We start from the raw sequence: 25,568 nt of genomic DNA on the forward strand, positions 1-25,568 counted from the left end.
ATGTCACCCCGCGATCATGGCCGCCGCCTGCCGATACCACGTCGCAAGATAGGGCGGAATGTAGAGTCCCAGCATCAACCCGGCGCCGAGATGGACGAACACGGGCAGCAACGCCGGCGGGTGTTCGAGAACTTTGGCCGTCGTGTCCCCGAACACCATACCCTGCACGCGCACGAAGATGGCCGCGAACGCCGCAGCAAGCGCAAGCAACAAAAAGGGCGTGGTCCATGGGAGCTTGCTCATCGCGGTGGTCAGGATCAGGAACTCGCTCGCGAAGACGCCGAATGGCGGCATGCCCAGAATCGCGAGCGCGCCGAGCATCATGCCCCACCCAACGGTTGGGCTCACGCGCAACAAGCCGCGGATGTCGTCGATCGCCTGGGTGCCAGCCTTTTGGGCCGCATGCCCGACGGTGAAGAAGATGGCCGACTTCACAAGCGAATGCACCGTCATGTGGAGCAGGCCCGCAAAGGTCGCAATGGGGCCGCCGAGCCCGAAGGCGAACGTCATCAGACCCATATGTTCAATCGACGAATACGAAAAGAGCCGCTTGACGTCTTTCTGCCGGAACAGCGAAAAGGTGGCGATCAGCACCGAGACCAATCCGAAGCCGACCAGCAGGCGTCCTGGCAGGCCGTTCTGGAGTGCGCCATCGGCCAGCACCTTGCAGCGCAGCACCGCATAGAGCGCGACGTTGAGCAGCAGACCCGACAGCACAGCCGAAATCGGCGTAGGACCCTCGGCATGTGCATCGGGCAGCCAGTTGTGCATGGGCACGAGGCCGACCTTGGTGCCGTAGCCGATCAGCAGAAACACGAACGCTAGCGAAATGATGGTCGGGTCGAGACTCCCCTTGACCGCGTTCAGACTCGTCCAGAGCAGCGCATCGCCGCCGCCGAGCTGCCGGCTCGCGGCGAGATAGAGAAGGATCGTGCCGAACAGCGCCTGCGCGATGCCGACGCCGCACAGGATGAAATACTTCCATGCGGCTTCCAGACTTGCCGCCGTGCGATAGACGCTGACCAGCAGCACCGTCGCGAGCGTGGCGGCTTCCATGGCGACCCAGAGGATGCCCATGTTGTTGGTGAGCAGCGCGAGCAGCATCGCGAAGATGAACAGCTGGTACATGCTGTGGTAGAGGCGCATGCGCGGGCCGGTCATCTTGCCGCGGTCACGCTCGATGCGCATGTACGGCCTTGAAAAGATCGACGTGGTCCAGCCGACGAAGGCCGTGAGCGCGACCAGGAATACGTTGAGCGGATCGACGAAGAACAGCTTGCCCAGCGCGAACGCGGGCCCATGCGCCACGGTTTTCACGGCGAGCAGCATGGCGGCGGCATAGGTCAGGAAACTGAAGCCGACGTTGAGCTCGGCCGCGACATGGTGCTGTCCCACCAGCGCCAGACACGCGCCCGCTAAGAGCGGGATTCCGAAAACCAGCAGCAGTACCCAGGCTTCAGTCATCTTTGAGTTTTTCAAGGTGATGAATGTCCAGACTGTCGAACTGCTCGCGAATCTGGAACATGAACACGCCAAGAATCAGGATGCCCACCAGCACATCGAGTCCGATGCCGAGTTCGACGATCATCGGCATGCCGTTCGTTGCCGCGGTAGCGGCAAAAAACAGACCGTTTTCCATCGACAGAAAGCCGATTACCTGAGGGATCGCCTTCGCGCGCGTAATCATCATCATGAACGACAGCAGCACGCAGGCGAGTGCGATGCCGAGCGTGCCGCGCGCGACCGACGAGGCGAGCTGGCTGATCGGCGACGCGACATTGAACGCGACGATCACGAGCACGATGCCGATCAGAAGGGTGGCGGGAATATTGAGGAGGGACTCCACATCCGTTTTGACGTTCAGCCGCTGCACGAGTCTGTGAAGTATCCAGGGGATCAGGCCGACCTTGAGCACCAGCGTCAGCAACGCGGAGACATAGATGTGCGTGTCGGCTGTGACGAAGCCCAGAACCAGATTGGCTGACACGAGTGTCAGGCCCTGCAGCGTATAGAGGTGAATCAAGGACAGGATCCGGCGCTGGCTGAGCATCGCAAACGACAGCAGCAACAGGATGGCGGCCAGGAAGTTGATGATCTGCGTCGCGAAGCCGTGCATTCACGCCCCCAGCAGAAAGTGAACGAGCATCCCGATGACGGCCAGCAGGAACGCTGTCGCGAGAAACTCCGGCACGCGGAAAATGCGCATCTTCGCGTTGGTCGTCTCGACGATCGCGAGCGCCGCGCCCCCCACCAGCAACTTGACGATGAGCGCCGGTACGGCGAGCAGCAGCGCCACAGGATTGCCGGCCTCCGCGATGCCCCATGGAATGAACAAGGCGAGGCCGATACAGGAGTACGCGAACAGTTTGAGGCTCGCGGCCCATTCCATCAGCGCGAGATGCCGGCCGGAATACTCGAGGATCAGCGCCTCGTGAATCATCGTGAGTTCGAGGTGCGTGGTCGGGTTGTCGACCGGCAGGCGCGCGTTTTCGGCGAGCGACACCATCGTGAATGCGATCCCTGCGAACGCGAGGCTCGGATAGATCGCCAGTTCGCGATGGCTGAGCGTGGCGACGATGGTGGTCAGCAAGGTCGACTTCGTGATCAGCGACGCCGAAAACAGGACCATCAGCAGGGCAGGCTCCGCGAGGAAGCCAACCAGCATCTCGCGGCGCGCGCCGAGCGTGCCGAACGCAGTGCCGACGTCCATCGCGGCCAGCGAGATGGCCACGCGAGCCAGCGCGAAAAGGCCCACCAGGGCGATCGCGTCCGCGGCCGGCGACAGGGGAAGGTCGGTTGAGAGCGTGGGCACGATCGCGCAAGCGAGCGTCATGCATGCCCAGACGACATACGGCGCGCCGCGGAAAATCGGACTGGCGTGGTCGGCGACGACCGACTCCTTGTTGAACAGCTTGTGCAGCATCCGGTAGGGCTGCCAGATGCTCGGCGCCCGGCGGTTCTGTAATCTGGCGCGGCACATATTGACCCAGCCCGTCAACAAGGGTGCTGCCGCCAGTGCGAGCAGGATCTCAAGCCCTTGGGAGAGCAATCCGGAGAGTGTGATCATCGTCTCACCAGCATCAGCAGCACGATCAGCACGAGAAAGCTGTGCATCAGATAGACCGCGATGCGGCCTGTCTGGAGCAGCCCGGCCAGTGCCGCGAGGCGCCTCGTCAGCCGCTCGAGCGGCTCGTAAATCAGGGGCCACGCGCGATCCGTCACGGTGACGCTGTACGCGGGGTGTTCGTCGAACGGAGAGGGCAGCCGTCGTTGGATCCTGAACAGAGGCGCGAAGATTTCGCGGATCGGCTGCCCGAACCCTTCTGCCGTGTCCTGCATGCGCGCGTTCACGAACGGAAAGCCGCAGGCCCAGGGGGCCGCCCGCCGCAGGCGCCCATGATAAAGACGGCGTACCAGTAGCCACGCGAGCCCACAACAGGCGAGGAAGAACAGCAGGAAAACCGCCGGCATGTAGCTGGCCCGGTCTACGCTCGTGGGGGCGAGCAGCAGCCAGCCATTTCTCGCGACAGCCTGGCCGATGCCGGCGCCAACCAGCATCTGGGTGACGCGATCCAGAACGACCACGAACTGCACCGGCAACAACCCGAGCAGCACGCATATCGTTGCCAGCCAGACGAAACCGGCCCGCTCCCACGGACTTGCGTCCCGCGCGTCGCGTAGCTTCGCCTCGCGGGGCTGGCCGAGAAAGACGATGCCGAAGAACTTGACCATCGTGTAGCCCGCGAGCGCGGCCACGAGAGCGATCAGCGCGGCGACGACCGGCACCACCATGTTCAGAAACGGGTCGGGCAAGCCTGGCGTAAACAGAAAGCTTTGCAGCAACAGCCACTCGGAGACGAAACCGCTCAACGGCGGCAGCCCAGCACTGGAAAGCACGCCGACGAGGGCGGCCCATGCGGTCCAGGGCATGAAACGGATCAGACCGCCCAGATGCCCGAGATTGCGCTCGCCTGTCGCATGGAGTACAGAGCCCGTCCCAAGAAACAGCAGGCTCTTGAATGTCGCATGGCTGGCGATCTGGTAGAGCAGAGCCGTCAACGACAAGGCAGCCAGCGCGCTCATCCCGTACGCGCGAAACAGAATCGCCAGCCCCATGCTGACGAACATCAGGCCGATGTTGTCGATCGATGAGTACGCAAGCAGCCGCTTCATGTCCGTCTGGATGGCGCTGAACACGACGCCGAAGAGGGCGGTGAAGAGTCCGAGTATCAGCATGAGCACGCCCCACCACGCAATCTGCACGTGCAGCAGATCGAACACCGTGCGCAGCACGCCGTAGAGGCCGGCCTTCAGGACGAACCCGCTCATGAGGGCCGACACCGGCGACGGCGCGGCCGGATGGGCCTCGGGCAGCCAGACATGCAGCGGGAAAATGCCCGCCTTGGTGCCGAAACCGAACAGCGCCAGCGCAAACGCGACGGACGCCCAGAATACGTCCAGATGCTGCTGACGCATGTTGGCAAACGTGTAGTTGCCGGTATTGGCCTGCAACAGGCCGAAGCACAGCAGGAGCGCCAGCGCCCCGACGTGGGAGATCAGAAAGTAGAGCCAGGCTGCCCGGCGGATCTCGGCGATGCGGTGATTGGTCATCACGAGGAAGGTCGCCGACAGCGTCATCGTCTCCCACGCAACCATGAAGCAATATGCGTCGTCTGCCAGCAACAGCACCGCCATGCTCGCGAGGCACACGTGATATTCGAAGCAGAGCAATCCGGGCGGCGTGCCCTCGCCCTTGCGGAAGTAGCCGGAGGAGAACGCACTCACGCCCGTGCTCACCACGCCGAGTACCGTGAGGAAATACGCCGACAGGCTGTCGAGCCGCAGATGAAACGGCAGGTCGGGCAACCCGAGCGGCAGGACGGTTTGCTGGGGATTTGAAAAAACGCCCGCGAGGCCCAGTCCGCACAGAAGCAGACCGAATACGGCGCCGAGTGGAAACAGGCCATGCGCCACCACGCGTGTGCGGTGCAGGTTCGTCAGTCCCAGAACCCCGACGGCCAACCAGCCGGCGACCACCAGCAGCACGTAATGGACGACCAGCAGATGCTCCATCGGTGTTGTCTCCGGTTTTCGAACAATGCGTTGCTGCTGCGTATGCAACCGAGGCGTTCCTGAGCATCGTTCTCTTCCAGAACGGAGTTATTTGGCAGGGAACATCTGGTTACCAATTGATGATAATGAGGTTATCATCCTAGCAGCTTTATTGATCCGGTTCCATACGTGATGATCCGTCGACAGGCGCGCAGGGCGCGCCGTGTTCGTTCAAGGCATCGGGAGTACGGGGTTTCATCCTGCGCATGGAATCTCGGAAGCCAGCTTGCTGCGCCGGTGCAGCTCACGCCGAAGCGCGGTTCGGACAGGCCAACACATGAGTCGATACCTGATGCCAGCAGATTATTTCCGGAGCCTGACGGGAAAGAACCGGAGTGCCGGGGCCGACAGGCAGCTTGGCTTTTCGCTAGCGTTCGTGGCCGGCGCAACCAATGCCGGCGGTTTTCTGGCCGTCAGGCAGTACACGTCTCATATGAGCGGCGTGGTCTCCGCGATTGCCGACCAGGCCGCGCTGGGTGACCTGTCGCTGGTCCTGGCGGGTATCGGGTCGCTGATTTCATTCCTGCTGGGCGCCGCCAGTTCCGCCGTGCTCGTCAACTGGGGGCGGCGCCGGCGGCTGCATAGTCAGTACGCTTCGCCGTTGCTGGTTGAGGCCGTCCTGCTCCTCTGTTTTGGGCTGCTCGGCAGCCATCTCGCCTTGTGGGAGACGCTGTTCGTACCGGCGACCGTCGTGCTCCTGTGTTTCATCATGGGTTTGCAGAACGCGATGATCACCAAACTGTCGGGTGCGGAAATCCGTACCACCCACATGACGGGCATTGTGACGGACATAGGTATTGAGCTTGGCAAGCTTCTTTACCGGAACTCCTTGAGGAGCGAACTCAGTGCGCCGTTTGTGCAGGCCAATCGGGCAAAGCTGAAAGTGCACGGGACGATGTTGACTGCGTTCTTTGTCGGTGGTGTCACGGGAGCGATGGGATTCAAGCGCGTTGGATACGCCTCGACGGTGCCGCTTGCGGTCGTGCTGATAGTGTTGGCCATCGTGCCCCTCGTCGATGATCTGCGCGCGCGGATCTATCTTTGCCGGATACGGCAATTACCGCGGTCGAAATCAATCCGGAAGTGATCGCGTTGCGCGACCGGTTTCACGCGCCGCGCGACAACGAGCGCTTCCGCGCGATCATCGGCCGCATATGGGCGAGCGATTCAGGAATCGACGGCGCGTGGTGCGCCCGTGGCGTCACGAGGATGACCCAGACCATGCGATGTATTATAATTCAATTAACATACTTGGATTTTTGCCACCGTCATGGAAACGAAAAGCGCTCGACTCACGATTCTGATTGATCCTGTGAAGAAGGAGGCGTTCGAAAAGCTGTGCGCGGCACAGGATTTGACACCCTCGCAGGTGGTGCGGCAACTGATTCGCGAATACCTTGAGCAGCATGGCGTCACCTACAGGACAAAGAGCGCCATGGGTGCCCGGGCACGTCGAAAAACTGCGTGAACCAGATCCTGCGCAAGGCGAGAGTTGGACGGAACGCTAGCAGCACCTCGACCCGTTGCGGGTGTATTTGCGATCGATCGCCCGGGCGCAGAACTCTCGTCGCGACAGCAGCGGATCACCCGGGTGATGCGACGCCATGTGCGACAGGTAGCGTTCATAGTCCGGGATGCCAAACACCTGCAGGTAGGCACGGTGCAGCGTCCTCGCAATGTCGGACAGGCGCGTAGGTGGTGCATCCGCACACGGCCGGATCCCCGTTGCCTGAAGCGGGGATCCCACAGGTTTGTGGCTGAGAATCGTTTTCACGGCGAGCCCTCCTTAAGCGCGCGCGACAACTGGCGTCTCGTGGGTGGTGGGCTGTGTCTGGCGCAACGCCTGCCAGCTCATCCTGACGGCGAAGACGCACATCGCGAGCACCAGCACGACAAAGAGGCCGCAGACGACCGCATCCAGATAGTTGTTGAAGGCCACCCGCTGCATTTCCGCAATCGACCTGGCAGGCGCCAGCACTGTCCCGTGCGCGGCCGCGTCGCTGAACTTGTTCGCCAGCGAAAGGAAGCCGATGCGCGGATCGCTGCTGAAGATCTTCTGGATACCGGCCGTCAGCGTGGTGACCAGAAGCCAGGCTGTCGGCACTAGCGTCACCCAGACATAGCGTTCGCGCTTCATCTTCATCAGCACACTGGTGCACAGCAGCAGCGCAATGCCGGCAAGCATCTGGTTGCCGACGCCGAAGAGCTGCCAAAGCGTGTTGATGCCGCCCAGCGGGTCGACCACGCCTTGATAGAGGAAGTAGCCCCAGGCCGCCACACACAGTCCGGTGCCCAGCAGGTTCGCGGGCAGCAGCTGGGTGTTGCCGAGCGGCGGGTAGACGTGGCCCAGCATGTCCTGGATCATGAAGCGGCCGACGCGCGTGCCGGCATCTACCGCGGTGAGGATGAAGAGCGCTTCGAACAGGATTGCGAAGTGATACCAGAAGGCTTGCATAGCCGTACCACCGACCGCCTGGGCGAGGATCTGCGCCATGCCTACCGCCAGCGTCGGGGCGCCGCCGGCGCGCGACAGGATGGTGGTCTCGCCGATATTGGCGGACGCCTGGCTAATCATCTCTGGCGTAACGGTGAATCCCCAGCTGGAAATCACTTGCGCCGCGTGCGCCGCAGTGGTCCCGATGACCGCGGCCGGTGCGTTCATCGCGAAATAAATCCCCGGTTGCAGCACACAGGCCGCCGTCATCGCCATGACGGCAACGAACGATTCGGCAAGCATGCCGCCGAAGCCGATCAGACGCATATGCGACTCGCGCTCGATCATCTTCGGTGTGGTGCCCGAGGAAATCAGCGCATGGAAGCCCGATACGGCGCCACATGCAATCGTGATGAACAGGAACGGGAAGAGCTTGCCGGAGAAGACCGGCCCACTGCCGTCGATGAAACGCGTGGTCTGCGGCATCGAGAGCGTCGGCGCGACGACGTAGATGCCGATCGCCAGGGCGACGACCGTGCCGATTTTCAGGAAGGTGCTCAGATAATCGCGCGGCGCGAGCATCAGCCACACTGGCAGACTGGACGCAACGGCGCCGTACAGAATGAGGGCCCACGCGAGTTGCGGGCCGCTCAACGTGAACGCTGGCCCCCACGTCGGGTCGCCTGCGACCGTCTTGCCGATCACGAGTGCCGCGAGCAGCAGCACGACGCCGAGCGCAGACGCCTCGCCCACGCGCCCAGGGCGAACGATCCGCATGTAGACGCCCATGAGCAGCGCGATCGGAATCGTTGCTGCGATCGTGAAGAGGCCCCACGGGCTCGCCGTCAGTGCCTTGACGACCACGAGGCTCAGGACGGCCAGAATGATGATCATGATCGCCAGTACGCCGACCAGCGCGAGCGAGCCGGGCACCGGGCCCAGCTCGACCTTGATCATCTCGCCGAGTGACTTGCCGTCGCGGCGCACCGACGCGAACAGCACAATGAAGTCCTGCACGGCACCCGCGACCACCACGCCGGCGAGTATCCAGAGCGTGCCGGGCAGGTAGCCCATCTGCGCCGCCAGCACGGGGCCGACCAGCGGACCCGCGCCGGCGATCGCGGCGAAGTGATGGCCAAACAGTACCCACCGGTTGGTCGGTACGTAATCCATGCCGTCGTTGTGGCGTTCGGCGGGCGTTTGCCGGGCATCGTCGAGTCCCAGAACGCGCCCGGCGATGAATTTGCTGTAGAACCGGTAAGCGATGAAATAGACGATCAGGGCCGCGGTCACGAGCCACACCGCGTTCACGTTTTCACCGCGCCCGAGCGCGAGCGTTGCGAATGAGAAAGCGCCGACTGCGGTGAGCGCACCCCATAGAAGAATGGACGCGAGCTTGTTCATGGCACCTCCGGGCAGACGCGTTGCGCGTCGGCGCCAGTCATTCCACGCCACGAGGATACCGGCTGTTGCGCGGCATCTGGATCACGGCAGGCGATCGAGTCGACACTGGGGCCGACATAAAAGAGGCTACACCCGCACCAGAGCCGCTGCAAGATAGGGGCCAGCGCGCTTCGCTCAGACAAATGGGCCGCATTCGACGCGAATCCTCAACCGCCGCATTCGAGGAAGCCACTGCATGGTCGCCGCCCTCGCCACGCAAACGGGAGCCAGCGACAGATTGACAGATTTGGGCAATCGTTCGACGCGCGCCATTGCGCTACTTCGCGAGCCCCTCTATCTGTTCAACAATCTCCGGATTGGCGAGAGTGGACACGTCGCCCGGGTCCTGACGATTGGAAATCGCTGCGAGCACGCGACGCATGATCTTTCCCGAGCGGGTCTTGGGCATATCGGGCACGATGACGACGCGGCGCGGCCGCGCGATCGCGCCGATCTGTGAAACCACCGATGCCATGACCTTGTTCGCGATCTTCGTAGAGGGTGCGAGTCCCGGCTTCAATGAAACATAGAGGTCAGGCACCTTGCCCTTGATCGGGTCAGCGACCGGTACCACTGCCGCCTCAACGACATCGGAGACGAGGAGAGCGGCCGACTCGATTTCCTTTGTGCCCAGGCGATGGCCGGCGACGTTGATCACGTCGTCAATGCGGCCGAGGATCCGGTAGTAACCGTCCGCTGCCTGCACCGCGCCATCGCCAGCCATATAAGGCCAGTCGCGCCAGTCTTTGCTCTCGCGGTCATGACAATAGCGCGAGTAGTACTGGCTGACGTAGCGATCCGGGTCCTTCCAGATAGTTTGGAATGACCCGGGCCAGGGGTTGCGGATGCAGATGTTGCCGGCCTTGCCCGAACCGCCCGGCAGCTCCTTGCCCTCGTCGTCGTAGATCACCGGATGGATGCCTGGAATCGCGGGTCCCGCGCTGCCGGGCTTCATCTTGTGGATCGCCGGCACTGTACTGCAAAGGAAGCCGCCGTTTTCAGTCTGCCACCAGGTGTCCACGATGACCGCCTCGCCCTTGCCGACCGCATGGTGGTACCACTTCCAGACTTCGGGCTCGATCGGCTCGCCCACGGTCGTCATGTGCTTGAAATGGAAGTTGTATTTCGCAGGCTCGTCGGGTCCGTAGCGTCGTAGCGCGCGGATCGCCGTGGGCGACGTGTGGAAGATGTTGACGTCGAGGTTTTCAGCGATACGCCACGGCCGTCCCGCGTCTGGATACGTCGGCACACCTTCGTACACGACCGAGGAAGCGGCGAGCGCGAGCGGGCCGTAGACAATGTAGGAATGGCCGGTAATCCAGCCGATGTCGGCCATGCACCAGTAAACGTCCTCGGGGTGGATGTCCTGGATGTACTTCGACGTCCACGTGACATAGGCAAGGTAGCCTCCGGTGGAGTGCTGGCAGCCTTTGGGCCGCCCCGTGGTGCCGCTCGTGTACATGAGAAAGAGCGGCGCCTCTGCCGGCATCTGAACGGGCTCGACCCGTTCGCCACGGAACTTCCCGAGGGCGTCGTTGATGATGACGTCGCGCCCCTCCACGAGTTTCGTGGGACTCGAGTACTTGCCCGGGTAGCGCTGCCATATCAGCACCTTGTCGACTTGATGACCGGTGCTGGCGGCCTCCATGACCGCAATGTCAGCCTTTTGCTTGTGATCAAGGAACTCACCGGCGCGGTTATAGGCGTCCATGGTAATCAACAGACGACTTCCTGAATCCGAGACGCGATCGCCGCACGCCTTTCCGCTGAATCCGCTGAAGACCTGCGAGTGAATCACGCCGAGCCGCGCGCATGCGAGCATGGTGATGGGCAGTTCCGCCACCATCGGCATATGCAGGGTCACCCGGTCGCCCGCCTTCAGGCCGCCGAAATCGCGCAACAGGGCCGCGAACTCGTTGACGCGGACGAAAAGCTCCTGATAGGTGAGGTGCTGTATCGCCTCGTTCTCCGGCTCCGGCACGAAATGGATCGCTGTCTTGTTCCGGTAGCTGGCGAGGTGGCGATCCACGCAGTTATAGCACGCGTTGATCCTGCCGCCGACGAACCAGCGCCAGAAAGGGGGATGGCTGGCGTCGAACGTCGTCTCCCAGTATTTGTACCAGTCCAGCAGGTCCGCGAACTCCTTGAAGTACTCGGGGAAGTTGTCGATGGAAAAGCGCGCGAGCACCCTCGGGTCTGTCAGGTTGGCCTGCGCAATGAACTGGTTCGGCGGCGAGAAATAGTCCTCCTCCGGCCAATGCACCGCGATCTGTGCTTCGGAGACATCCGCAGTTTGCTGCTCCGCGGCATGGCGTGGCGATTTGTCTTCTGACATGACGGCCCCCTTGATTTGCACCCGCAGCAACGGCCCGCACGAAGTGTGCTGGACTGCGTATGTCAATATTAAGTGCGGGGCTGGTAACTTACCAGGAAAGCGCACAAATTGCCGCCGCTCTCGCCAGGGCGCTGGGGCTGGCGTGCATTGGTATGACGCGCCGTCTGCCGCGCAGCAACATCTGGCTTGCCCATGACCGGAGCCGTATCCGCTTCACGGGCAAAGGGGTTGCGGTCATCGATACGAGGTGAAGCGATTTCGGGCTATATGCCCAACCGAAACAATTGGTTCTCGATGACAAATAGGATTCCTGATACTACCGTGCGGAGATTTGCCTGCGGGCCGGCCATGAGCTAGATTTTCACTAGGCTGCAATAGAAGAGAGGAAGGGGAAACTGTCATGAATCTTCTCGTGGAACGTGTGGATGTTTGGGCGGCGACAATCCAGGACAGGCCGGGTGGCCTTGCGGAGGCGCTGGCTACTCTGCGGGATGCGGGGGCCGACCTGCAATTCGTCATTGCCCGGCGCGCACAGGAGGATCCCGGCAAGGGAGTCGTGTTCGTTGCGCCGCTCCAGAGTGACAGGGAAATCCGTGCAGCCGCACAGATCGGGTTCAACGTAACCCGCAGCCTTCACGCCGTTCGGGTCATGGGTCTGGATCGACCGGGCATCGCCGCGGAGCTAACTGGGAAGCTGGCTGAAGGGGAAATCAACCTGCGTGGGTTCTCGGCCGCCGTGATGGGCACACAGTTTGTCGCCTACGTGGGGGTCGACTCGCTGGACGATGCCACCAAGGCGTTAGAAATCCTGGGGAAGACCTGAAACAGCCTCTCGGAGAATGCTCGTGGCGTTGGTGACGCTGGCGGCAGGTACTGGACACCCGCTCGGGTTCCGCATTGAGCGCAAGGGCAGCTTTGACAACGTAGGCGCCGCGAGGCTGACCGCTACCTCCAAAAGACCTCCATCAGTCTGTCGCCGGATAGTTTTACTCGCTGATGATATAAGCATTCCTCATTACCTCGGATTTTCTCGCCTTGCCATCCTTATCGCGACACAACCGCCTCAAGTCGGGTTTGCCGCTGTTCCCGACGCGATCGCTGCGCTGCTTGCGAAGCTCCGGAAATGCCATTCCGGCAGCGCGGGCCGGCCCTCACGCTAAGTGACCCGTTGCACCGGCCAGGTTGCATGACCGGTCATCCGGTTCGCTATGCGCGACCTCATTACGGGTGGCTGCAAGCAGGGTATGAACCTGCTCGAGGATGCCGCTGCGTCTCCATTGAAGATACTTGATGTAGCAGGTCTGCTGCGGCGGAAAATCCGATGGCAGGTGGATCCATCGCTCGCCCGTGCGTGTGACCCAGAGGATTGCATCCAGCACGGCGCGCACATCGGACGCAGGCCGCCCGAATGGCTTCCTTGCCCCAGGCTCTGGAAAAAGACGTCTGACTGTTTTCCATTCCTCATCGGATAGCCGATTCATTGATTTTCTCCTTGTCGTCACTACACGTTATCCGTTCTCAAACGCGCGGGCGGGCACCACGAGCGCGGACGCCTGAATACCGCCTGTGGCAGGCTGCCGTGCCTGACGAGCAAGCTGGTGGCGCCGCTTACAGTTCGGGATTCTGAAACCGATGAAGCCCGCGATATCCGATTGATGGATTCCGCGCACGCCAAGGGTAGGGTTTTGTTACCTGTTGCCGGCAGCGGCTGCTGCTCGGGGGCAGTGCGTCGATCGTGGTGAGGTCCTCGTAGATCACGCGCAACGCCGTGATGCGCTGCATCTGCGGATGAATGATCTGGCTTTTCAGCACGGGCCCGAGGGCGCTGCCGATGGCCGGCCCTACACCGTGAGGCGTCCTCGGAGCGGGCGAAATTTCTTGAGCCGACGTAGATACGGCAAGGCTGACAAACGCGGCGCAAAACAGGACGTGGGACGCAGCCTTCATTGGCTTCCTCCAGCACTACCAGGGCGAACCAGGCAATTCTATGTTCCCGAAAACCGTATGAGACGGGAATTAACGCAAATTGACGTTTTGGCTGCGCCACGCCTATGCCTGCACGCTGGCGGTTGACTATCAGGTACCGTGTACTGGCCGGCCGCCAGCGGCGCGCGGCCGAGATCGGTCAGGACGCCGTTTGTCAGCGTGCGGTGCAAGCTTGTGACGGACCAGAAGCGCGTGCTGCTCGCCAAACCCACCTCGCTGCCAGACGATCGCGCTTATTGGTTTGGGCGGTTTGTCGCTGTCGTTGCAACATGTTCCATCCGCTTACTTCGCCGGGTTCTGGAGACAGGTTTCGCACAGTCGTGACGCGCGTCAATTTCGTCGCGTGCAGCATGTTACAAAAAATTTCATGCCGCCTCCTTTCGTACGACCTAAATTCCTTTTCATTCCTTCTGGGGATCGTCATTGGCGGGACAGGAGCGCCGAGACTGGCGAAATGCCGACCACGAGGGAAGGCTGACTGTTCGTAGATGGAGTCGTAGCCGACGCGCTGGCGGTGTCCAGCGCCGGCGGCCTGTGACATGGAAGCGGCAGTGGGTACCGGCGAACGACAATGGCGGGAGAGGCGCTTCGGCCATGCCATCGTGAAAGTCTCCGGCAAAAGGCGCAATGCCGATCGAGCCAGCAGCGGCTGCCGTGCTGCTGCCGCTTATCGTGTTACGGGTCGCATATAGATGAGGAGTCTTCCATGCGACGCAACAAGCCTGGTGCATTTCTGATCGGAATTCCCCTTGCCGCCATGTTGGCGGCCAGCACAACAAGCTGGAGTGCCCCCACCCTGGTCTCGGGTCCCAGCCCGTTTGCAAGCTGTACCGTCGGCGGACCCGGCACGGTCTACGTGAATGCGGAGGTCGAACCCTGGGTGGCTGTGAATCCCGCCAATCCGTCGAACCTCATCGGGGCGTGGCAACAGGATCGCTGGTCGAACGGCGGCGCGCACGGCCTGGTTGCCGGCTTCTCGTTCGATGGCGGTCAGACGTGGAGACAGACGAATCTGCCTTTCAGCACGTGCGCAGGCGGACTCGGATACGAGCGCGCCTCTGACCCGTGGGTATCCATCGGGCCGGATGGAACCGCCTACTCCGTATCGATCTCGTTTAACCAGTCCAACAACAACAATGCAGTCGCCGCGGCCGTTTCACGGGACGGCGGCCAAAGCTGGGGGAATCTGAGCGTCCTCATCGCCGACAACGAGCCCACGCTGCAGTTCTTCAACGACAAAGAGTCGGTGACCGCCAATCCCATCAAGGCAGGTGTCGCCTATGCGGTTTGGGACCGGCTCGAACTGCCGAACGGCAACCCATACGCCAACCTGCACACTGCCGCGTTCCGGGGGCCGTCGATGTTCTCGAAGACCATCGACGGAGGTCTCAAATGGAGTTCACCATCGGCCATCGTGACAGTGCCGTCACGGCAGCAGACGATCGGCAACCAGATCGTGGTCAACTCGCAGGACGGGACACTGTATGACTTTTTCGACCTGATCAGTCCACCGTTCAAAAAGTCGGCCGGCAAGGTTGCGTTCATCAAGTCGACCGACGATGGCGCAACGTGGACGAAGCCGCAGATCATCGCCGGTCTGGAGACCGTCCCGGTCACGGATCCCAACACCGGCGAAGCGGTGCGCACCGGCGACATCATCCCCGAGCCGGCGATCGATCCAGCGACGGGGCAACTCTACGTTGTCTGGCAGGACTCGCGTTTCAACGGCGGCCAGTATGACGAGATCGCCTTCTCGACGTCCACGAACGGCGGTGCGTCGTGGAGCGCGCCCATCCGGGTGAACACACCCTCAGGGCGGCCGGCGTTCAATCCGTCGGTTCGCGTGAATTCCGCCGGCACGGTCGCTGTCACGTACTACGACTTCCGCGACCTGGCGGCGGATAACAAGGCGACGCTGCCCACAAACTACTGGCAAACGACGTCGACCAACGGCGGGGGGAGTTTCGGCAGCGAACTGCGGCTATCCGGTCCGTTCGATCTGAAGACGGCGCCGGTAGCGGAGGGATTCTTCCTCGGGGACTATTCAGGTCTTGAAGCGCGAGGGAATGCTTTCCTGTCATTCTTTGTTCAAACGAACTCAGGCAACACATCCAATCGCACGGATGTATTCTTTGTTGCGCCGTAGCTTCGGGTAGTCCGGCTGAGGCCCAGGCCGCCCAGATACTGCTGGGCGGTCGTACGGCCGTGTATGCGTGTCAGGCGACTAAAGATTTCAAACTTTCGAAGCATCTCGGAAGCCTGTGCCGGATTTCCGGGGCGATCGCTGCTTCTGGAAAGAAACAATGTCGATAAGTCCACATGACGTGAGGCACTCGCCTGGGCGTAGCCGCGACGAGCTCTGCTGATCAGGGTGTCCAGCGATAGATAATAATGCTGGTCCCGTTGTAGTTGTCCTTCGTGATCACGTACTCTCCGGTCGACCGACGGTACGATCTAAGGCCGTACATCGAATCCACGTCATTGCCGACGTACACGGTGTTGGGGCTGCTGTTGATCAACGTGGTGTCCAGGCTGCCTGTGGTCAGATTGAAGGCATCGATGTTGGGCACGGTGTGTACGTATCCGACGAAGAGATAGTTGCCAGTCGCTGTGATCGACTTGGGATTGGCGCTGGTAAGGTTGATCACCGGATCGGGAGCGGTTGTGTTGCCTGCGAGCCAGCCGTGATACACCTCGACCCGCGTTCCGATCGACGTCCAGTCTGTACTCCCAACAATTCCCTGTGCCAGGATCATGGTGTCGCTTTCCGGCAGGTAGATAATCCGCGTCAATGGCGTGATAGTGCCCGGAATGGGAGTCGCAATTCCCGCTCCCCAATTCGGCTGACCGCTCGCGTCAAAGCCGGTCAGCGGATAGTGCGAGATGGTATTCGTCTTGTCCAAGCCGGCCCAGACGTCCCCTTTGCTGTCAAGGGCGAATCCGTGCCTGACCGGTGCGGTCGTATTGAACGCTGTACCTGGAAGCGTGGCGTCCGGTATGGCGATGTAGCCATTCGCAGCGTTGAAGTGGAAAAAGTAGAAGGTATCGGGATTCTGGCCGGCTGCCACAAGGATCCGGTTGGCGCCGACGGTGGCGAGTTGACCGAAGTGCTCATCACGCGCGCGATCGTTGATGTTGATTCGTGGATCAGATGGATAGTCGATTGGATCGACCGTGTTCGCTACGAAGGTTCCTCCAGCGGAGCCCGTATAGATGTTGGTGCCTCCATAGAAGTAGGCGCCATCGGTACCCGAGTCCGGAGCGGCGATTCCCTCAAAGTTGAGAGACTGAAGCTTCCATCGCAGGTGGCCGGCGTTGTCGTAGGAGTGAATGTCCGTGCCGCCGTCGCGGCCGAGGTCCCAGGTTCCGCCCCATGGGTTGTTGAGCACATAAAGGTTGCCGGCGACGTCTTTGCCGATGCCGGTGACGCGGGTAAAGCGCTTATCACCCACCTGGCCTTTTATTCCGGCCGTAGTGTCGAGATATCCGCCCTGGATGCCAAACGTACTGACCAGAAATGGCGTGCCCGAGATGTTGTAGATCTTGATGTTCATGTCGGGCCCCTCGTCCCCGATCATGAGATACCCAGTCGCCGAATCGAAATACAGCGCGGACGGTCGAGAAACGACGGACATCTGGATGGTGTTCAGCAGCACGCCGACCGGATTGAATTCGAGGATTGCGCCCGCGCTTTTCTGCGCAACCCAGATGTTTCCTGCGCTGTCCACGGCGAGCCCGCCAGGGCCTGAGACGGCGATATCCTGCCGCCAGACGCCGTCGGTGGTGTAGACCCGGACGCGATTTCCAGGAAAGTCGCTCGCATAAAGGAGCGAGCCCGACGTCGCGAGTCCGGTGATGACATCAGCCCGCGGCTCAGCCGTTGTCGCGCTGACTGAGATGAGAAAATCGCGGGTTTGGGTGGTTCGGCCGTACCGTCCCACCGTGCCGCTGCCGTAAGTGGTATTAAATTTCAACGCAGCGAAGATTGACGTTGCATTGCCAGTAATGGCGCTGCCCTGAAACTCGCCGTGACCTCCCAGAGACCCTATGCTTTGGCCGTTCTGGTATATCGCAACGCCGCCCTCGTTTTCGTCCCACATGGATGCCGTATAGATAACACCCTCAGGCGCTACCCACATGGAGCGCGCGGCGTTACCCACGCGGGTGGCGTTGGTCCCAAATGTGTTCGCCACCCAGTCGGTGGCGTACTGCGCCTGGCACGCTGGTGCAATCGCAGCGATCAGCAGTACGGCGAAGAACGTGGCATAGATTCGTTTCATGATCGTGAAGAGCGCCCCCCAGAGGCGAGTCTGTCCAACCCAATACTGCGTTCGAGCGGTATATCGGCGAGGTGTGGAAAAAGTTGAGTTCGCGTTTCCAGTACGGGTAAACGGTGCTGGACCTCAGCCCGAGCAGCGCTTCCAGCCGCTCCGCGAGGCGGATGAGCGTTCACGTGTCAGCTGGCGGCTCGCAAGACCGTGTCCGCGGCGTCATCATGTGTGCCCCCATGCATCAATTGGCGGCATTGCGCCGAGTCCCCTTAGCCATGCATGGTGGGCCAGCGCGAGCATTTCGCGGTCGCCTGGGCTGTCGCCGTACGCATACAGCACGCGCGGTGGATCGCTGCCGAACCATTGTTGCAGCCTCCGCTCTTTCTCCGGCCCCCAACAGTTCGGCGAGGCGAAGCGGCCCGAGAACCGGCCACCGCGAAATTCGAGTTCTGTCGCGAAAACCGCTTCAAAACCCGCGCTCGCAGCCCAATGCCTCAGGTAAAGCGCAGGCGACGCGCTGACCAGGACGAGCCGGTGGCCGCATCGCTTATGCTCCTGGATTCTGGCCGCCATTTCCGGTCGGATCAGGGCATTCAACCTTTCTGCGGCATACCGCTGCGCCGCGTCCTCCAGTTCGAGTTGGGTCATGCCGCCGAGCGTTGCCGCAAGAAAACGCGCCTTGGCGGATCCCCGATCGCACACGTCCGCCAGCAGGCCCACGAGCCACGGTGACGCACGCACGACCCCAACGGCAAACCGGCCGCGACCGACCGTGTAATGCACGAAGTCACGCAGGCTGTCCGAGGTGGTGATGGTGCCGTCGAAATCGAACGCGGCAACGGTTTGATTGCGCTGCATCGGTTGGTTGGTGATCATCAGCGCCGCAGCCAGCCGAGAGCGATCGGCCGCGCGAGAAGTTTGCGGTACAGCGTGATCGCCCGCCGCGTCACGGCAGCGCCGCCGAGCGCCCAGAACGGCGCGAGAAGAAAGTAAGCCACACCGGCCACCACGATCGCGCCAAGCATGTCCAGCGGGAAGTGAACCCCGAGAAAGACCCGCGCCCAGGCAACTGCCACCCCGGCCACCAGTGTGAATCCGCCGAGCCCGCGCGCCCCGCCCAGTAGCAACGTCAGCGCGATGCCGGCAAACACGGTCGCATGGTCGCTCGGAAACGAGGAGTCCGGCGCATGCGGCAGGAAGGTACGGCCGAGACCGATCATGAACGGGCGCGGATGCTGCCACGCCAGGCCGATCAACTGGTTCGCGCCGACGCCGAGCATCGCCACGAGGCATGCCCGGACGGCCAGACTCCGTTGTGCTTCGTTACCCCGCAGCCACATCGCTGCCAGCAGCAACGGGATCAGCCAGATCACGTAATCGGCGATCAGCATTGCCATGCCGACCAGCCACGCCGGTGTTGCGGTGGTGCCGTTGATCAGGAGAAACAGCGCCTGGTTGAATGCTTCGAGTGTATTCATCGCAATGAAGTCGTTGATAAAAATCCATCAGGCCCGCGAGGCGGCCTGGCGCGACGCGAACCAGCACAGCAGCAGCGGCACCACGACGAGCGCTGCGCCAGCGAGAAAAGTCGTCGAGGCGCCAAAGCGATCCCACAGCCAGCCGGCCAGCGTGCTCGCGAGCAGCATGCACAGGCCGCAGGCCAGGTTGAACACGCCGAACGCGGTGCCGCGCAACGTCGAGGGTGCCGTTTCGGACACCATCGCGGCGAGGATGCCCTGCGTGAAACCCATGTGCAGCCCCCACACGGCAACACCGACGAACATCGACATGACAGATTGCCCCATGCCGAGCAGCAGATCGGCCGCGATCAGCAGTGCCATGCCGAGCGCCAGCAGAAGGCGTCGATCCAGCTGGTCCGAGAGGACTCCGACCGGATACGCCGACAGCGAATACGCGAGACTCATGACGACCATCACGGCGGGAATCCACGCGAGATCCAGACCCGTCTGCTGCGCGCGCAACACGAGGAACGCTTCGCTGAAGCGCGCGAGCGTGAACGTTGCGCCGATGGTGACGATGAACCAGTAGCGCGCCGGGAACTCGCGCAGCGCGCGCCAGTGCAACGGCGAGCGGAAGGTACGCCTTGCCGGCGCATGGCCCGATTCGTCGATGCCGAACGCGATCAGGCCGATCGCGATGAAAGCCGGCACGACGGCGAACCACAACACAGTACGAATGTGGTCAGCAAACCAGAACATCAGCGCGATGGCGAGCGCGGGTCCGAGGAACGCGCCGATCGTATCCATCGACTGACGCAGACCGAAACACGCGCCCCGGATCTCCGGCGGTGCCACGTCGGCGACCAGCGCATCGCGCGGTGCACCGCGAATGCCCTTGCCGATGCGGTCGAGCAGGCGGGCCGTGACGACCCAGCCCGGCGTGCTCGCGAGCGGGAACAGCGGCTTGGTCAGCGCCGCCAGCCCATATCCCAGCAAGAGCAGACCCTTGCGCCGCCCGAGCCAGTCGCTGAGTGGCCCGGAAAACACCTTCACGATCAGCGCGGTTGCTTCCGCCGCGCCTTCGAGCACCCCGAGCGCCATGACGTTCATGCCCATCGTGGTCACGAGGAACACCGGCAGCAATGCATGCACGAGTTCGGACGACAGGTCCATGAAGAGGCTCACGAAGCCGAGCGCCCAGACCGTGCGCGGAATGGCGATCCTGGTGGCGGAAGGTGTGTCAGGGGTCATGGCGTGTCATGGGTAGAGGGGGCTGCGTCGGGAGCGGCCGGCAAGACTAGCACGGCATGCCGGACCGCCCCGTCTTCGATCGCCGAAGGGCTTGTCATCGGCATACCCGCAGGGAGCAGTTGCGCAATGATGGAGGCATCCGGCCAGGTCGTGGCGGCGCCCAGCGTGACGAGGTGCCACGGTTGCTGAAAGGCTTCCTGATACAGCGCGCCGTACCAGATCGGGTTCCCTGGCGCGGTGCCGGCCATCCCTTCCGTCACCAACCGGTAACGGGACCGCCACAGCCGCAGCACTAACCGGTTCATCGGCCGTCGCGGATCGGATTTCACAAAGGCCAGTTCAGCGCTGTTTCCTTCTGAGAGTCTCTGCAGCACGGGTAACGCGGCCACTGATGTCTGGGGCGACAGCCACAGCAAGGACGACCTCGCGGACCACACCGGTGCCGGTTGCCAGTCCGCCGACTCGAGGCTATGCGCGATCGCACTGGAATCCGCGGCCCATTGCAACGGCAGATACTCTTCCTCGTCGCCGCTGAGCTCGAGCCGGCGGCCCGGCAGCGCACGCCATCCTCCGTCAGTCCACTGGCTGAGGGTGAGCACCGTTTCGTGCCGTGCAGGGCTATACCTGGCGAGGTCGGACCGCAGATGTTCAGGGTTCGTCCAGGGACCGAAGATGGCGAGCACCGCAGCCACAATGAAGGCCAATGGCTTCGGACGCACGTCGTCGCGCACCCGCTGATACGTGTAGGTGCCGGCCAGTACCGCAAACCACGCGAGCCCCAGGCTCCAGCCGCCCAGCACGTCCGCCAGCCAGTTTTCCCCGAGATACAGGCGGGCAAACCCGGTGAGTGCGACCCAGATGACGACGACCGTAATGACGGCGCTGCGCCAGAGTGGCGGTTGCCGTCGCACCAGCAGCCAGGCCAGGAAACCGTACACGAGCACGTTGAACGTGGCATTGCCGCTCGGCAACGGACTGTGCGCCGCGCCCGTCTGCCAACTGAACGGTCGCGCGTCATCATGCCCGGGTTCGATCACCGGACTCAAGGCGCCCGCTATCCCGACCGTGAGAATCCAGTAGCCTGCCGCGCTCCAGCATCGCCTCACGATGAGCCAGATGAAAACGGCGGCAGCCACCGCCAACCCCACACCGTAGGCACTGAATTCAGCCACACCCGCCATCATGTAATCCGTCGGCGCCGCGCGCAAGGTCTGCAGAAAGCTGTAGATGATGGTGTCAGCGCGAACCAGCGGATCGTTTGCGAACACGTCCTGCAGGATGCCCAGAAACAGCCACACGCTGCCAATGAAGAGCAGCGCCAGAACCAGGAGTGTTTGCGTCTCGATCCCGTCCGGACCGACGATGCCCGATAACCGGCTCGCGAGGCGCGGATACCGCCGACTCAAACTCCGTTCAGCCAGTTGGGAAGCGGTCCTCGCGAGCGGCGCGCCGCGCTGGATGGCGAGGCGCGTCAGCCGGACCACCAGCCAGAGCAGTGCCGCCAGCAGGAGCAGCATTGCGGCGAGGCGCCCACTGACCGCTTCGGCGAGTTGCGCCGACGCGCCGAACACGATCCCCGGGCCGATATGCGCGGGCGACCAGGCCAGCGCGGATGCGATGTTGATCGGGTAAAACCTGCGCCGCGGCATGTGCGCCGCGCCGACGACAAGCGGAACGATCGCGCGCACGGGCGCGAAGAAACGGGCCAGCACGATACTTTTCCCGCCGTGCCGTTGCACGAAACGCTCGCCACGTTCCCAGACCGCCTCGTGTCCCTTCACCACCCACCACGCGCGCACTTCGCGGTGATACAGGTGGCCGAGCTCGTAGCTGATCCCGTCGCCCGCCACAGCGCCGAGTGCGCCGACGGCGAGCGTCACCCACCCGTTCAGCGCACCAGCGCCAATCAGTGCGCCCGCGGCAAACATCACAATGCCCGCGGGGACGAATGTCCCGACGACAGCCAGCGACTCCGCGCACGCGACGCCGAACACGATGGCGAGGACAAGCCACGGATGGGCGCCAATGCCGGCAAGCAACGCGTGCATATGCGGTTCCGGTTAAGTGCGGGGTTTGCGAGAGTGCATGGATCGCTCGTTCAATCGCGCGGCTTACGGTTCCGCCAGCGTGTCGCGCTCGAAGCGGCCATAGCGCAGCGCAAGAGTCGGAAGGACGATCAGGTTCAGGATCGTGGAGGTGGTCAGTCCGCCAAGAATGACGATCGCCATTGGCCCCTCGATCTCGTTGCCGGCCGCGCCGCTGGTCAGTGCGAGCGGCAGCAAGGCGAGGGCGGTCACGAGCGCCGTCATCAGGATCGGTATCAGTCGTTCCGACGCGCCGCGCACGGCCGCCTCCATGCCCCACGGCATTTCGTCGACATGCACCAGATGCTCGTAGTGGCTGATCAGCATGATCGAGTTGCGCAGCGAAATGCCGAACAGGGTGATGAAACCGACCATGCCGCCCAGCGACAGGTCGCCGCCGCTCAGCAGCACGCTCAGCACCCCGCCCACCAGCGCGAACGGCAGATTCACCATCACCAGCACGACCCCGCGCCGGCTCTTCATCGCGAGGAACAGCAGCAATGCGATGCCGGCCACGGACATCGCCCCATAGGCGAGCAGGTCGCGCTGCGATTGTGTGCGCGCTTCGCTTTCGCCCGAGAACACCGCGTACGTGCCCTTGGGCATCACGATGTCTCGATTCACACGCGCCCGCGCTTCGCTCACGAAATCGCTCACCGCACGGCTGCCGAGATTGACCGAGACCGTCTGCATCCGGCGGCCGCCGTCGTGCGTGATCTGATACCGGCCGGAGACCTGGCCGATGCTCGCCAGTTCGCGCAATGGCACGGCCAGCCCATCCGGATTGCGCAGCATCAGCGCGCCGACGTCGCGCAGATTCCTGCGCGCATCGGGCGCGAGAACCACGGTGACGTCGTAGGGCCGGCTGCCTTCATAGGTTTGCGCAACCGTGCTCCCCTGCCAGGCGCTCTGGATTGCATCGAGCACGTCGACGGGCCGGAAGCCCCAGCGGCTCAACTGGTCGGGCTTCAGTCTGACGTCGAGCTCCGGGATGCCCGGCGGCGATTCCACCCGCACGCTCGCCGCGCCGCGGATCGTGCCGAGCAGCCGGGCGATGTCCTGCGCCTTGCGATCGATCACATCGAGGTTGTCGCCGAAGACGTTGACCGCAACGGGCGCCGTCACACCCGAAATGGTCTCGTCGATCCGTTCGACAAGAAACGTGTTGACCGAGGTCGTGAGGCCGGGAAAGCGGGCGAGCGCTTCCTGGATACTGCGCAGGATCGCGCTTTGCCGGGCCGCGCTCATCGGCGCGAGGTCGACCTCGAACTCGCTCAACTGCACGCCGACCGGATCGACGACCTCGTTCGCCCGGCCGGCGCGCTGCGCGACCAGCCGCACCCCCGCCACGTGCATCAGCGCCTGCGAAACCTGTGTGCCGATGCGCATCGATTCGGCGAGCGATGTGCCGGGAGCCAGGCCCATGTGCACGATGTAGTGCCCCTCGCGCAGCTCGGGAATGAAGTTGCCGCGCAGAAACGGCAGCGCAGCCAGAGCCGCCACGCACATCACCGCGACCACCACCATGACCGTCTTCACACGCTGCTCGACCATCTGCAACAACGCGGTGTAGCGCGCCTTCAGCCACGTCAGCAGGCGCGGCTCGTGAGCCGGCAGCGGCCCGCGTGCCAGCAGCTCGAGCGCCATCGCCGGCGTGAGCGTGAGGGCGACGCCGAGCGACGCCAGCACCGCGAGGATGTAGGCGACGCCCAGTGGCGCGAACAGCCTGCCGGCTATCCCCGAGAGCGTCAGCACCGGCAGGAAGATCAGCATCACGATGAAGGTTGCGAACACGACCGCACTGCGCACCTCGAGTGAGGCGCGTAGCACCACGCGGAACGCGGCCAATGGCGCGGGCCGGCTGCGGTTCTCGCGCAACCGCCGGTAGATGTTCTCGACGTCGATGATCGCGTCGTCGACCACTTCGCCGAGCGCGATCGCGAGGCCGCCGAGCGTCATCGTGTTCAGGCTCACGCCGAACGACGTCAGCACGATGATCGCGACCAGCAGCGAGAGCGGGATCGCGACGGCTGAAATGAGCGCGGTCCGGACATTGAGCAGGAACAGGAACAGCACCGCGATCACCAGCACCGCGCCGACCAGCAGCGCAGTGCGCAGGTGACCCACCGCAGCGTCGATGAAATTCGCCGGCCTGAACACATCGGCGTTCAGATCGACGCCTTGCTGCGTCAGTACCGGCTTGAGCGCGGCGAGCGTCTTCTCGATGTCCTTCGTGACGGCGAGCGTGTTGGTGCCGTACTGGCTTTCGAGGACCAGCATCACACCGGGCGTGCCCATGATCGATGCGGCACCGACAGGAGGCGCGCTGCCCCAGGTGACGGTCGCGACGTCGCCGAGCCGCACGGCTGCACCATTGCTCCAGCGCAGGACCACACCGGCCATGGCGTCGGGTGTCCGGATCTGGCCATCGGTATTGATGGCGATGCGCTGATTCGCGCTCTCGATGAAGCCCGCGCCGCGCACGCCGGTAGACGCCCGGGCCGCGGCGATCACGTCCTGGATCGACAGCCCGTAGCGCATCAGCCTGGCCGGATCGGCCTGAATCTGCAACTGCCGCGTGTCGCCGCCGAACACGATGGCGTCCGCGACGCCCGGCACGCTCAACAGTTGCGGCTTGACCGTCCACTGCGCGATGTCGTACAGGTCCATTAGCGAGCGTGTCTTCGAGGTCAGGCCAATGGTGCGCACCACGCTCGTGGTGGTGGTGAGCGGCAGCAGCCTCGGCGGCTGCACGCCCGCAGCCAGCGTCGCGGCCAACGCGTTCACGCGCTCGGACACGAGTTGCCGGACCTGCAGCAGGTTCGCATGACTGTCGAACACCACCGTGATCGCGGACAGGCCCTGCAGCGACTTCGAACGCATCGACTGCAAGCCGACCATGCCCGCAAGCGCGTTTTCGACGGGCTGGGTCACCAGCGTCTCGACCTGCTCGCTCGTGAGGCCCGGCGCCTCGGTTTGCACAATGCTCATCGGCGGAGCGAACTCCGGAAACACATCGAGCTTCGCGCGCGTGAGGGTATAGAGGCCATAGCCGGCCAGCAGCACGGCCAGCGCGTAAATGACACCGCGAAAGCGCAGCGAGAATCGGATGATGGCGTTGAGCATCGGCGGCCAGAAGTGTGCGGTGCGGGTGAAGTGGGCCAGCCCCAGGTAGGCCAGCCGACCTGCGGA

General features: G+C 63.0%; 20 protein-coding genes. 5 read left to right on the forward strand and 15 right to left on the reverse strand.

Going from position 1 to position 25,568, the window contains the following annotated elements:
* Positions 1 to 3: 3 nt before the first annotated feature.
* From WN982_RS10510 to hyfB, 4 genes are read right to left on the reverse strand one after another with little or no spacing between them, the layout of a single operon-like run.
* Entirely contained in the window at positions 4 to 1,464 is a 1,461-nt protein-coding gene (locus tag WN982_RS10510; protein WP_341315624.1) for a hydrogenase 4 subunit F, read from the reverse strand.
* A complete protein-coding gene (locus tag WN982_RS10515; protein ID WP_341315625.1) occupies positions 1,457 to 2,116 on the reverse strand; it encodes a formate hydrogenlyase in 660 nt (219 codons plus the stop codon). Before WN982_RS10515 ends, WN982_RS10510 begins: the two co-directional genes overlap by 8 nt.
* Positions 2,117 to 3,067, reverse strand: coding sequence for an NADH-quinone oxidoreductase subunit H (locus WN982_RS10520; protein WP_341315626.1), 951 nt, complete (start codon positions 3,065 to 3,067; stop codon positions 2,117 to 2,119).
* Positions 3,064 to 5,073, reverse strand: a complete 2,010-nt coding sequence (gene hyfB / locus WN982_RS10525) for a hydrogenase 4 subunit B (protein ID WP_341315627.1) — start codon at positions 5,071 to 5,073, stop codon at positions 3,064 to 3,066. The genes WN982_RS10520 and hyfB overlap by 4 nt, the downstream gene beginning before the upstream one ends.
* Before the next feature lie 331 nt (positions 5,074 to 5,404).
* On the opposite strand from hyfB, the gene WN982_RS10530 reads away from it, so the two are divergent.
* Both WN982_RS10530 and WN982_RS10535 read left to right on the forward strand, forming a co-directional pair.
* A complete protein-coding gene (locus WN982_RS10530) occupies positions 5,405 to 6,199 on the forward strand; it encodes a YoaK family protein (protein ID WP_341315770.1) in 795 nt (264 codons plus the stop codon).
* 183 nt (positions 6,200 to 6,382) lie between these two features.
* Entirely contained in the window at positions 6,383 to 6,580 is a 198-nt protein-coding gene (locus WN982_RS10535) for a ribbon-helix-helix protein, CopG family (protein WP_341315628.1), read from the forward strand.
* 36 nt (positions 6,581 to 6,616) lie between these two features.
* Here WN982_RS10535 and WN982_RS10540 read toward each other — a convergent pair whose 3' ends face one another.
* The 3 genes from WN982_RS10540 to acs all read right to left on the reverse strand — a co-directional run bounded on the left by WN982_RS10540 (position 6,617) and on the right by acs (position 11,324).
* Entirely contained in the window at positions 6,617 to 6,886 is a 270-nt protein-coding gene (locus tag WN982_RS10540) for a YbdD/YjiX family protein (RefSeq protein WP_341315629.1), read from the reverse strand.
* A gap of 12 nt (positions 6,887 to 6,898) precedes the next feature.
* Positions 6,899 to 8,950 carry a carbon starvation CstA family protein gene (locus tag WN982_RS10545; protein WP_341315630.1) on the reverse strand — a complete coding sequence of 684 codons (2,052 nt, stop codon included), beginning with the start codon at positions 8,948 to 8,950 and terminating at the stop codon, positions 6,899 to 6,901.
* Between the two features lie 316 nt (positions 8,951 to 9,266).
* A complete protein-coding gene (gene acs / locus WN982_RS10550; protein ID WP_341315631.1) occupies positions 9,267 to 11,324 on the reverse strand; it encodes an acetate--CoA ligase in 2,058 nt (685 codons plus the stop codon).
* Positions 11,325 to 11,383: 59 nt separating this feature from the next.
* On the opposite strand from acs, the gene WN982_RS10555 reads away from it, so the two are divergent.
* Together WN982_RS10555 and WN982_RS10560 are read left to right on the forward strand one after the other, a co-directional pair.
* Positions 11,384 to 11,575: a hypothetical protein gene (locus WN982_RS10555; RefSeq protein ID WP_341315632.1), complete on the forward strand. Its 192-nt coding sequence runs from the start codon at positions 11,384 to 11,386 to the stop codon at positions 11,573 to 11,575.
* A 149-nt stretch (positions 11,576 to 11,724) separates the two neighbouring features.
* Complete coding sequence (locus tag WN982_RS10560; protein WP_341315633.1) at positions 11,725 to 12,147, forward strand: ACT domain-containing protein; 423 nt, start codon at positions 11,725 to 11,727, stop codon at positions 12,145 to 12,147.
* A gap of 328 nt (positions 12,148 to 12,475) precedes the next feature.
* On the opposite strand, the gene WN982_RS10565 is transcribed toward WN982_RS10560, so the two are convergent.
* Positions 12,476 to 12,805: a transposase gene (locus WN982_RS10565; protein ID WP_341315634.1), complete on the reverse strand. Its 330-nt coding sequence runs from the start codon at positions 12,803 to 12,805 to the stop codon at positions 12,476 to 12,478.
* 127 nt (positions 12,806 to 12,932) lie between these two features.
* On the reverse strand, positions 12,933 to 13,271 hold the full coding sequence (locus WN982_RS10570; protein WP_341315635.1) for a hypothetical protein: 339 nt from the start codon (positions 13,269 to 13,271) through the stop codon (positions 12,933 to 12,935).
* Positions 13,272 to 14,016: 745 nt separating this feature from the next.
* On the opposite strand from WN982_RS10570, the gene WN982_RS10575 reads away from it, so the two are divergent.
* Positions 14,017 to 15,456: a sialidase family protein gene (locus WN982_RS10575; protein ID WP_341315636.1), complete on the forward strand. Its 1,440-nt coding sequence runs from the start codon at positions 14,017 to 14,019 to the stop codon at positions 15,454 to 15,456.
* Between the two features lie 220 nt (positions 15,457 to 15,676).
* Here the strand turns inward: WN982_RS10575 and WN982_RS10580 are convergent, their stop codons facing one another.
* The 6 genes from WN982_RS10580 to WN982_RS10605 form a co-directional block, all read right to left on the reverse strand.
* Positions 15,677 to 17,590 (reverse strand): SMP-30/gluconolactonase/LRE family protein, encoded by a 1,914-nt coding sequence (locus WN982_RS10580; RefSeq protein ID WP_341315637.1) that lies wholly within the window; start codon positions 17,588 to 17,590, stop codon positions 15,677 to 15,679.
* Between the two features lie 213 nt (positions 17,591 to 17,803).
* Positions 17,804 to 18,457, reverse strand: a complete 654-nt coding sequence (locus WN982_RS10585; protein WP_341315638.1) for an HAD-IB family hydrolase — start codon at positions 18,455 to 18,457, stop codon at positions 17,804 to 17,806.
* Positions 18,457 to 19,059 (reverse strand): phosphatase PAP2 family protein, encoded by a 603-nt coding sequence (locus WN982_RS10590; RefSeq protein WP_341315639.1) that lies wholly within the window; start codon positions 19,057 to 19,059, stop codon positions 18,457 to 18,459. Before WN982_RS10590 ends, WN982_RS10585 begins: the two co-directional genes overlap by 1 nt.
* Before the next feature lie 27 nt (positions 19,060 to 19,086).
* On the reverse strand, positions 19,087 to 20,292 hold the full coding sequence (locus WN982_RS10595) for an MFS transporter (protein ID WP_341315640.1): 1,206 nt from the start codon (positions 20,290 to 20,292) through the stop codon (positions 19,087 to 19,089).
* Positions 20,289 to 22,340 (reverse strand): VTT domain-containing protein, encoded by a 2,052-nt coding sequence (locus WN982_RS10600; protein ID WP_341315641.1) that lies wholly within the window; start codon positions 22,338 to 22,340, stop codon positions 20,289 to 20,291. The genes WN982_RS10595 and WN982_RS10600 overlap by 4 nt, the downstream gene beginning before the upstream one ends.
* A 63-nt stretch (positions 22,341 to 22,403) precedes the next feature.
* A complete protein-coding gene (locus tag WN982_RS10605; RefSeq protein WP_341315642.1) occupies positions 22,404 to 25,502 on the reverse strand; it encodes an efflux RND transporter permease subunit in 3,099 nt (1,032 codons plus the stop codon).
* Between the last annotated feature and the right edge of the window lie 66 nt (positions 25,503 to 25,568).

Source organism: Paraburkholderia sp. IMGN_8 (genome assembly GCF_038050405.1).
Lineage (GTDB): Bacteria > Pseudomonadota > Gammaproteobacteria > Burkholderiales > Burkholderiaceae > Paraburkholderia.

What these genes read in the sequence shown, in the direction of transcription:
- WN982_RS10510 (WP_341315624.1), bottom strand. Translation starts at nt 1,464, where the DNA reads ATGACTGAAGCCTGGGTACTGCTGCTGGTTTTCGGAATCCCGCTCTTA.
- WN982_RS10515 (WP_341315625.1), bottom strand. Translation starts at nt 2,116, where the DNA reads ATGCACGGCTTCGCGACGCAGATCATCAACTTCCTGGCCGCCATCCTG.
- WN982_RS10520 (WP_341315626.1), bottom strand. Translation starts at nt 3,067, where the DNA reads ATGATCACACTCTCCGGATTGCTCTCCCAAGGGCTTGAGATCCTGCTC.
- hyfB (WP_341315627.1), bottom strand. Translation starts at nt 5,073, where the DNA reads ATGGAGCATCTGCTGGTCGTCCATTACGTGCTGCTGGTGGTCGCCGGC.
- WN982_RS10530 (WP_341315770.1), top strand. Translation starts at nt 5,405, where the DNA reads ATGCCAGCAGATTATTTCCGGAGCCTGACGGGAAAGAACCGGAGTGCC.
- WN982_RS10535 (WP_341315628.1), top strand. Translation starts at nt 6,383, where the DNA reads ATGGAAACGAAAAGCGCTCGACTCACGATTCTGATTGATCCTGTGAAG.
- WN982_RS10545 (WP_341315630.1), bottom strand. Translation starts at nt 8,950, where the DNA reads ATGAACAAGCTCGCGTCCATTCTTCTATGGGGTGCGCTCACCGCAGTC.
- acs (WP_341315631.1), bottom strand. Translation starts at nt 11,324, where the DNA reads ATGTCAGAAGACAAATCGCCACGCCATGCCGCGGAGCAGCAAACTGCG.
- WN982_RS10555 (WP_341315632.1), top strand. Translation starts at nt 11,384, where the DNA reads ATGTCAATATTAAGTGCGGGGCTGGTAACTTACCAGGAAAGCGCACAA.
- WN982_RS10560 (WP_341315633.1), top strand. Translation starts at nt 11,725, where the DNA reads ATGAATCTTCTCGTGGAACGTGTGGATGTTTGGGCGGCGACAATCCAG.
- WN982_RS10565 (WP_341315634.1), bottom strand. Translation starts at nt 12,805, where the DNA reads ATGAATCGGCTATCCGATGAGGAATGGAAAACAGTCAGACGTCTTTTT.
- WN982_RS10570 (WP_341315635.1), bottom strand. Translation starts at nt 13,271, where the DNA reads ATGAAGGCTGCGTCCCACGTCCTGTTTTGCGCCGCGTTTGTCAGCCTT.
- WN982_RS10575 (WP_341315636.1), top strand. Translation starts at nt 14,017, where the DNA reads ATGCGACGCAACAAGCCTGGTGCATTTCTGATCGGAATTCCCCTTGCC.
- WN982_RS10580 (WP_341315637.1), bottom strand. Translation starts at nt 17,590, where the DNA reads ATGAAACGAATCTATGCCACGTTCTTCGCCGTACTGCTGATCGCTGCG.
- WN982_RS10585 (WP_341315638.1), bottom strand. Translation starts at nt 18,457, where the DNA reads ATGATCACCAACCAACCGATGCAGCGCAATCAAACCGTTGCCGCGTTC.
- WN982_RS10590 (WP_341315639.1), bottom strand. Translation starts at nt 19,059, where the DNA reads ATGAATACACTCGAAGCATTCAACCAGGCGCTGTTTCTCCTGATCAAC.
- WN982_RS10595 (WP_341315640.1), bottom strand. Translation starts at nt 20,292, where the DNA reads ATGACCCCTGACACACCTTCCGCCACCAGGATCGCCATTCCGCGCACG.
- WN982_RS10600 (WP_341315641.1), bottom strand. Translation starts at nt 22,340, where the DNA reads ATGCACGCGTTGCTTGCCGGCATTGGCGCCCATCCGTGGCTTGTCCTC.
- WN982_RS10605 (WP_341315642.1), bottom strand. Translation starts at nt 25,502, where the DNA reads ATGCTCAACGCCATCATCCGATTCTCGCTGCGCTTTCGCGGTGTCATT.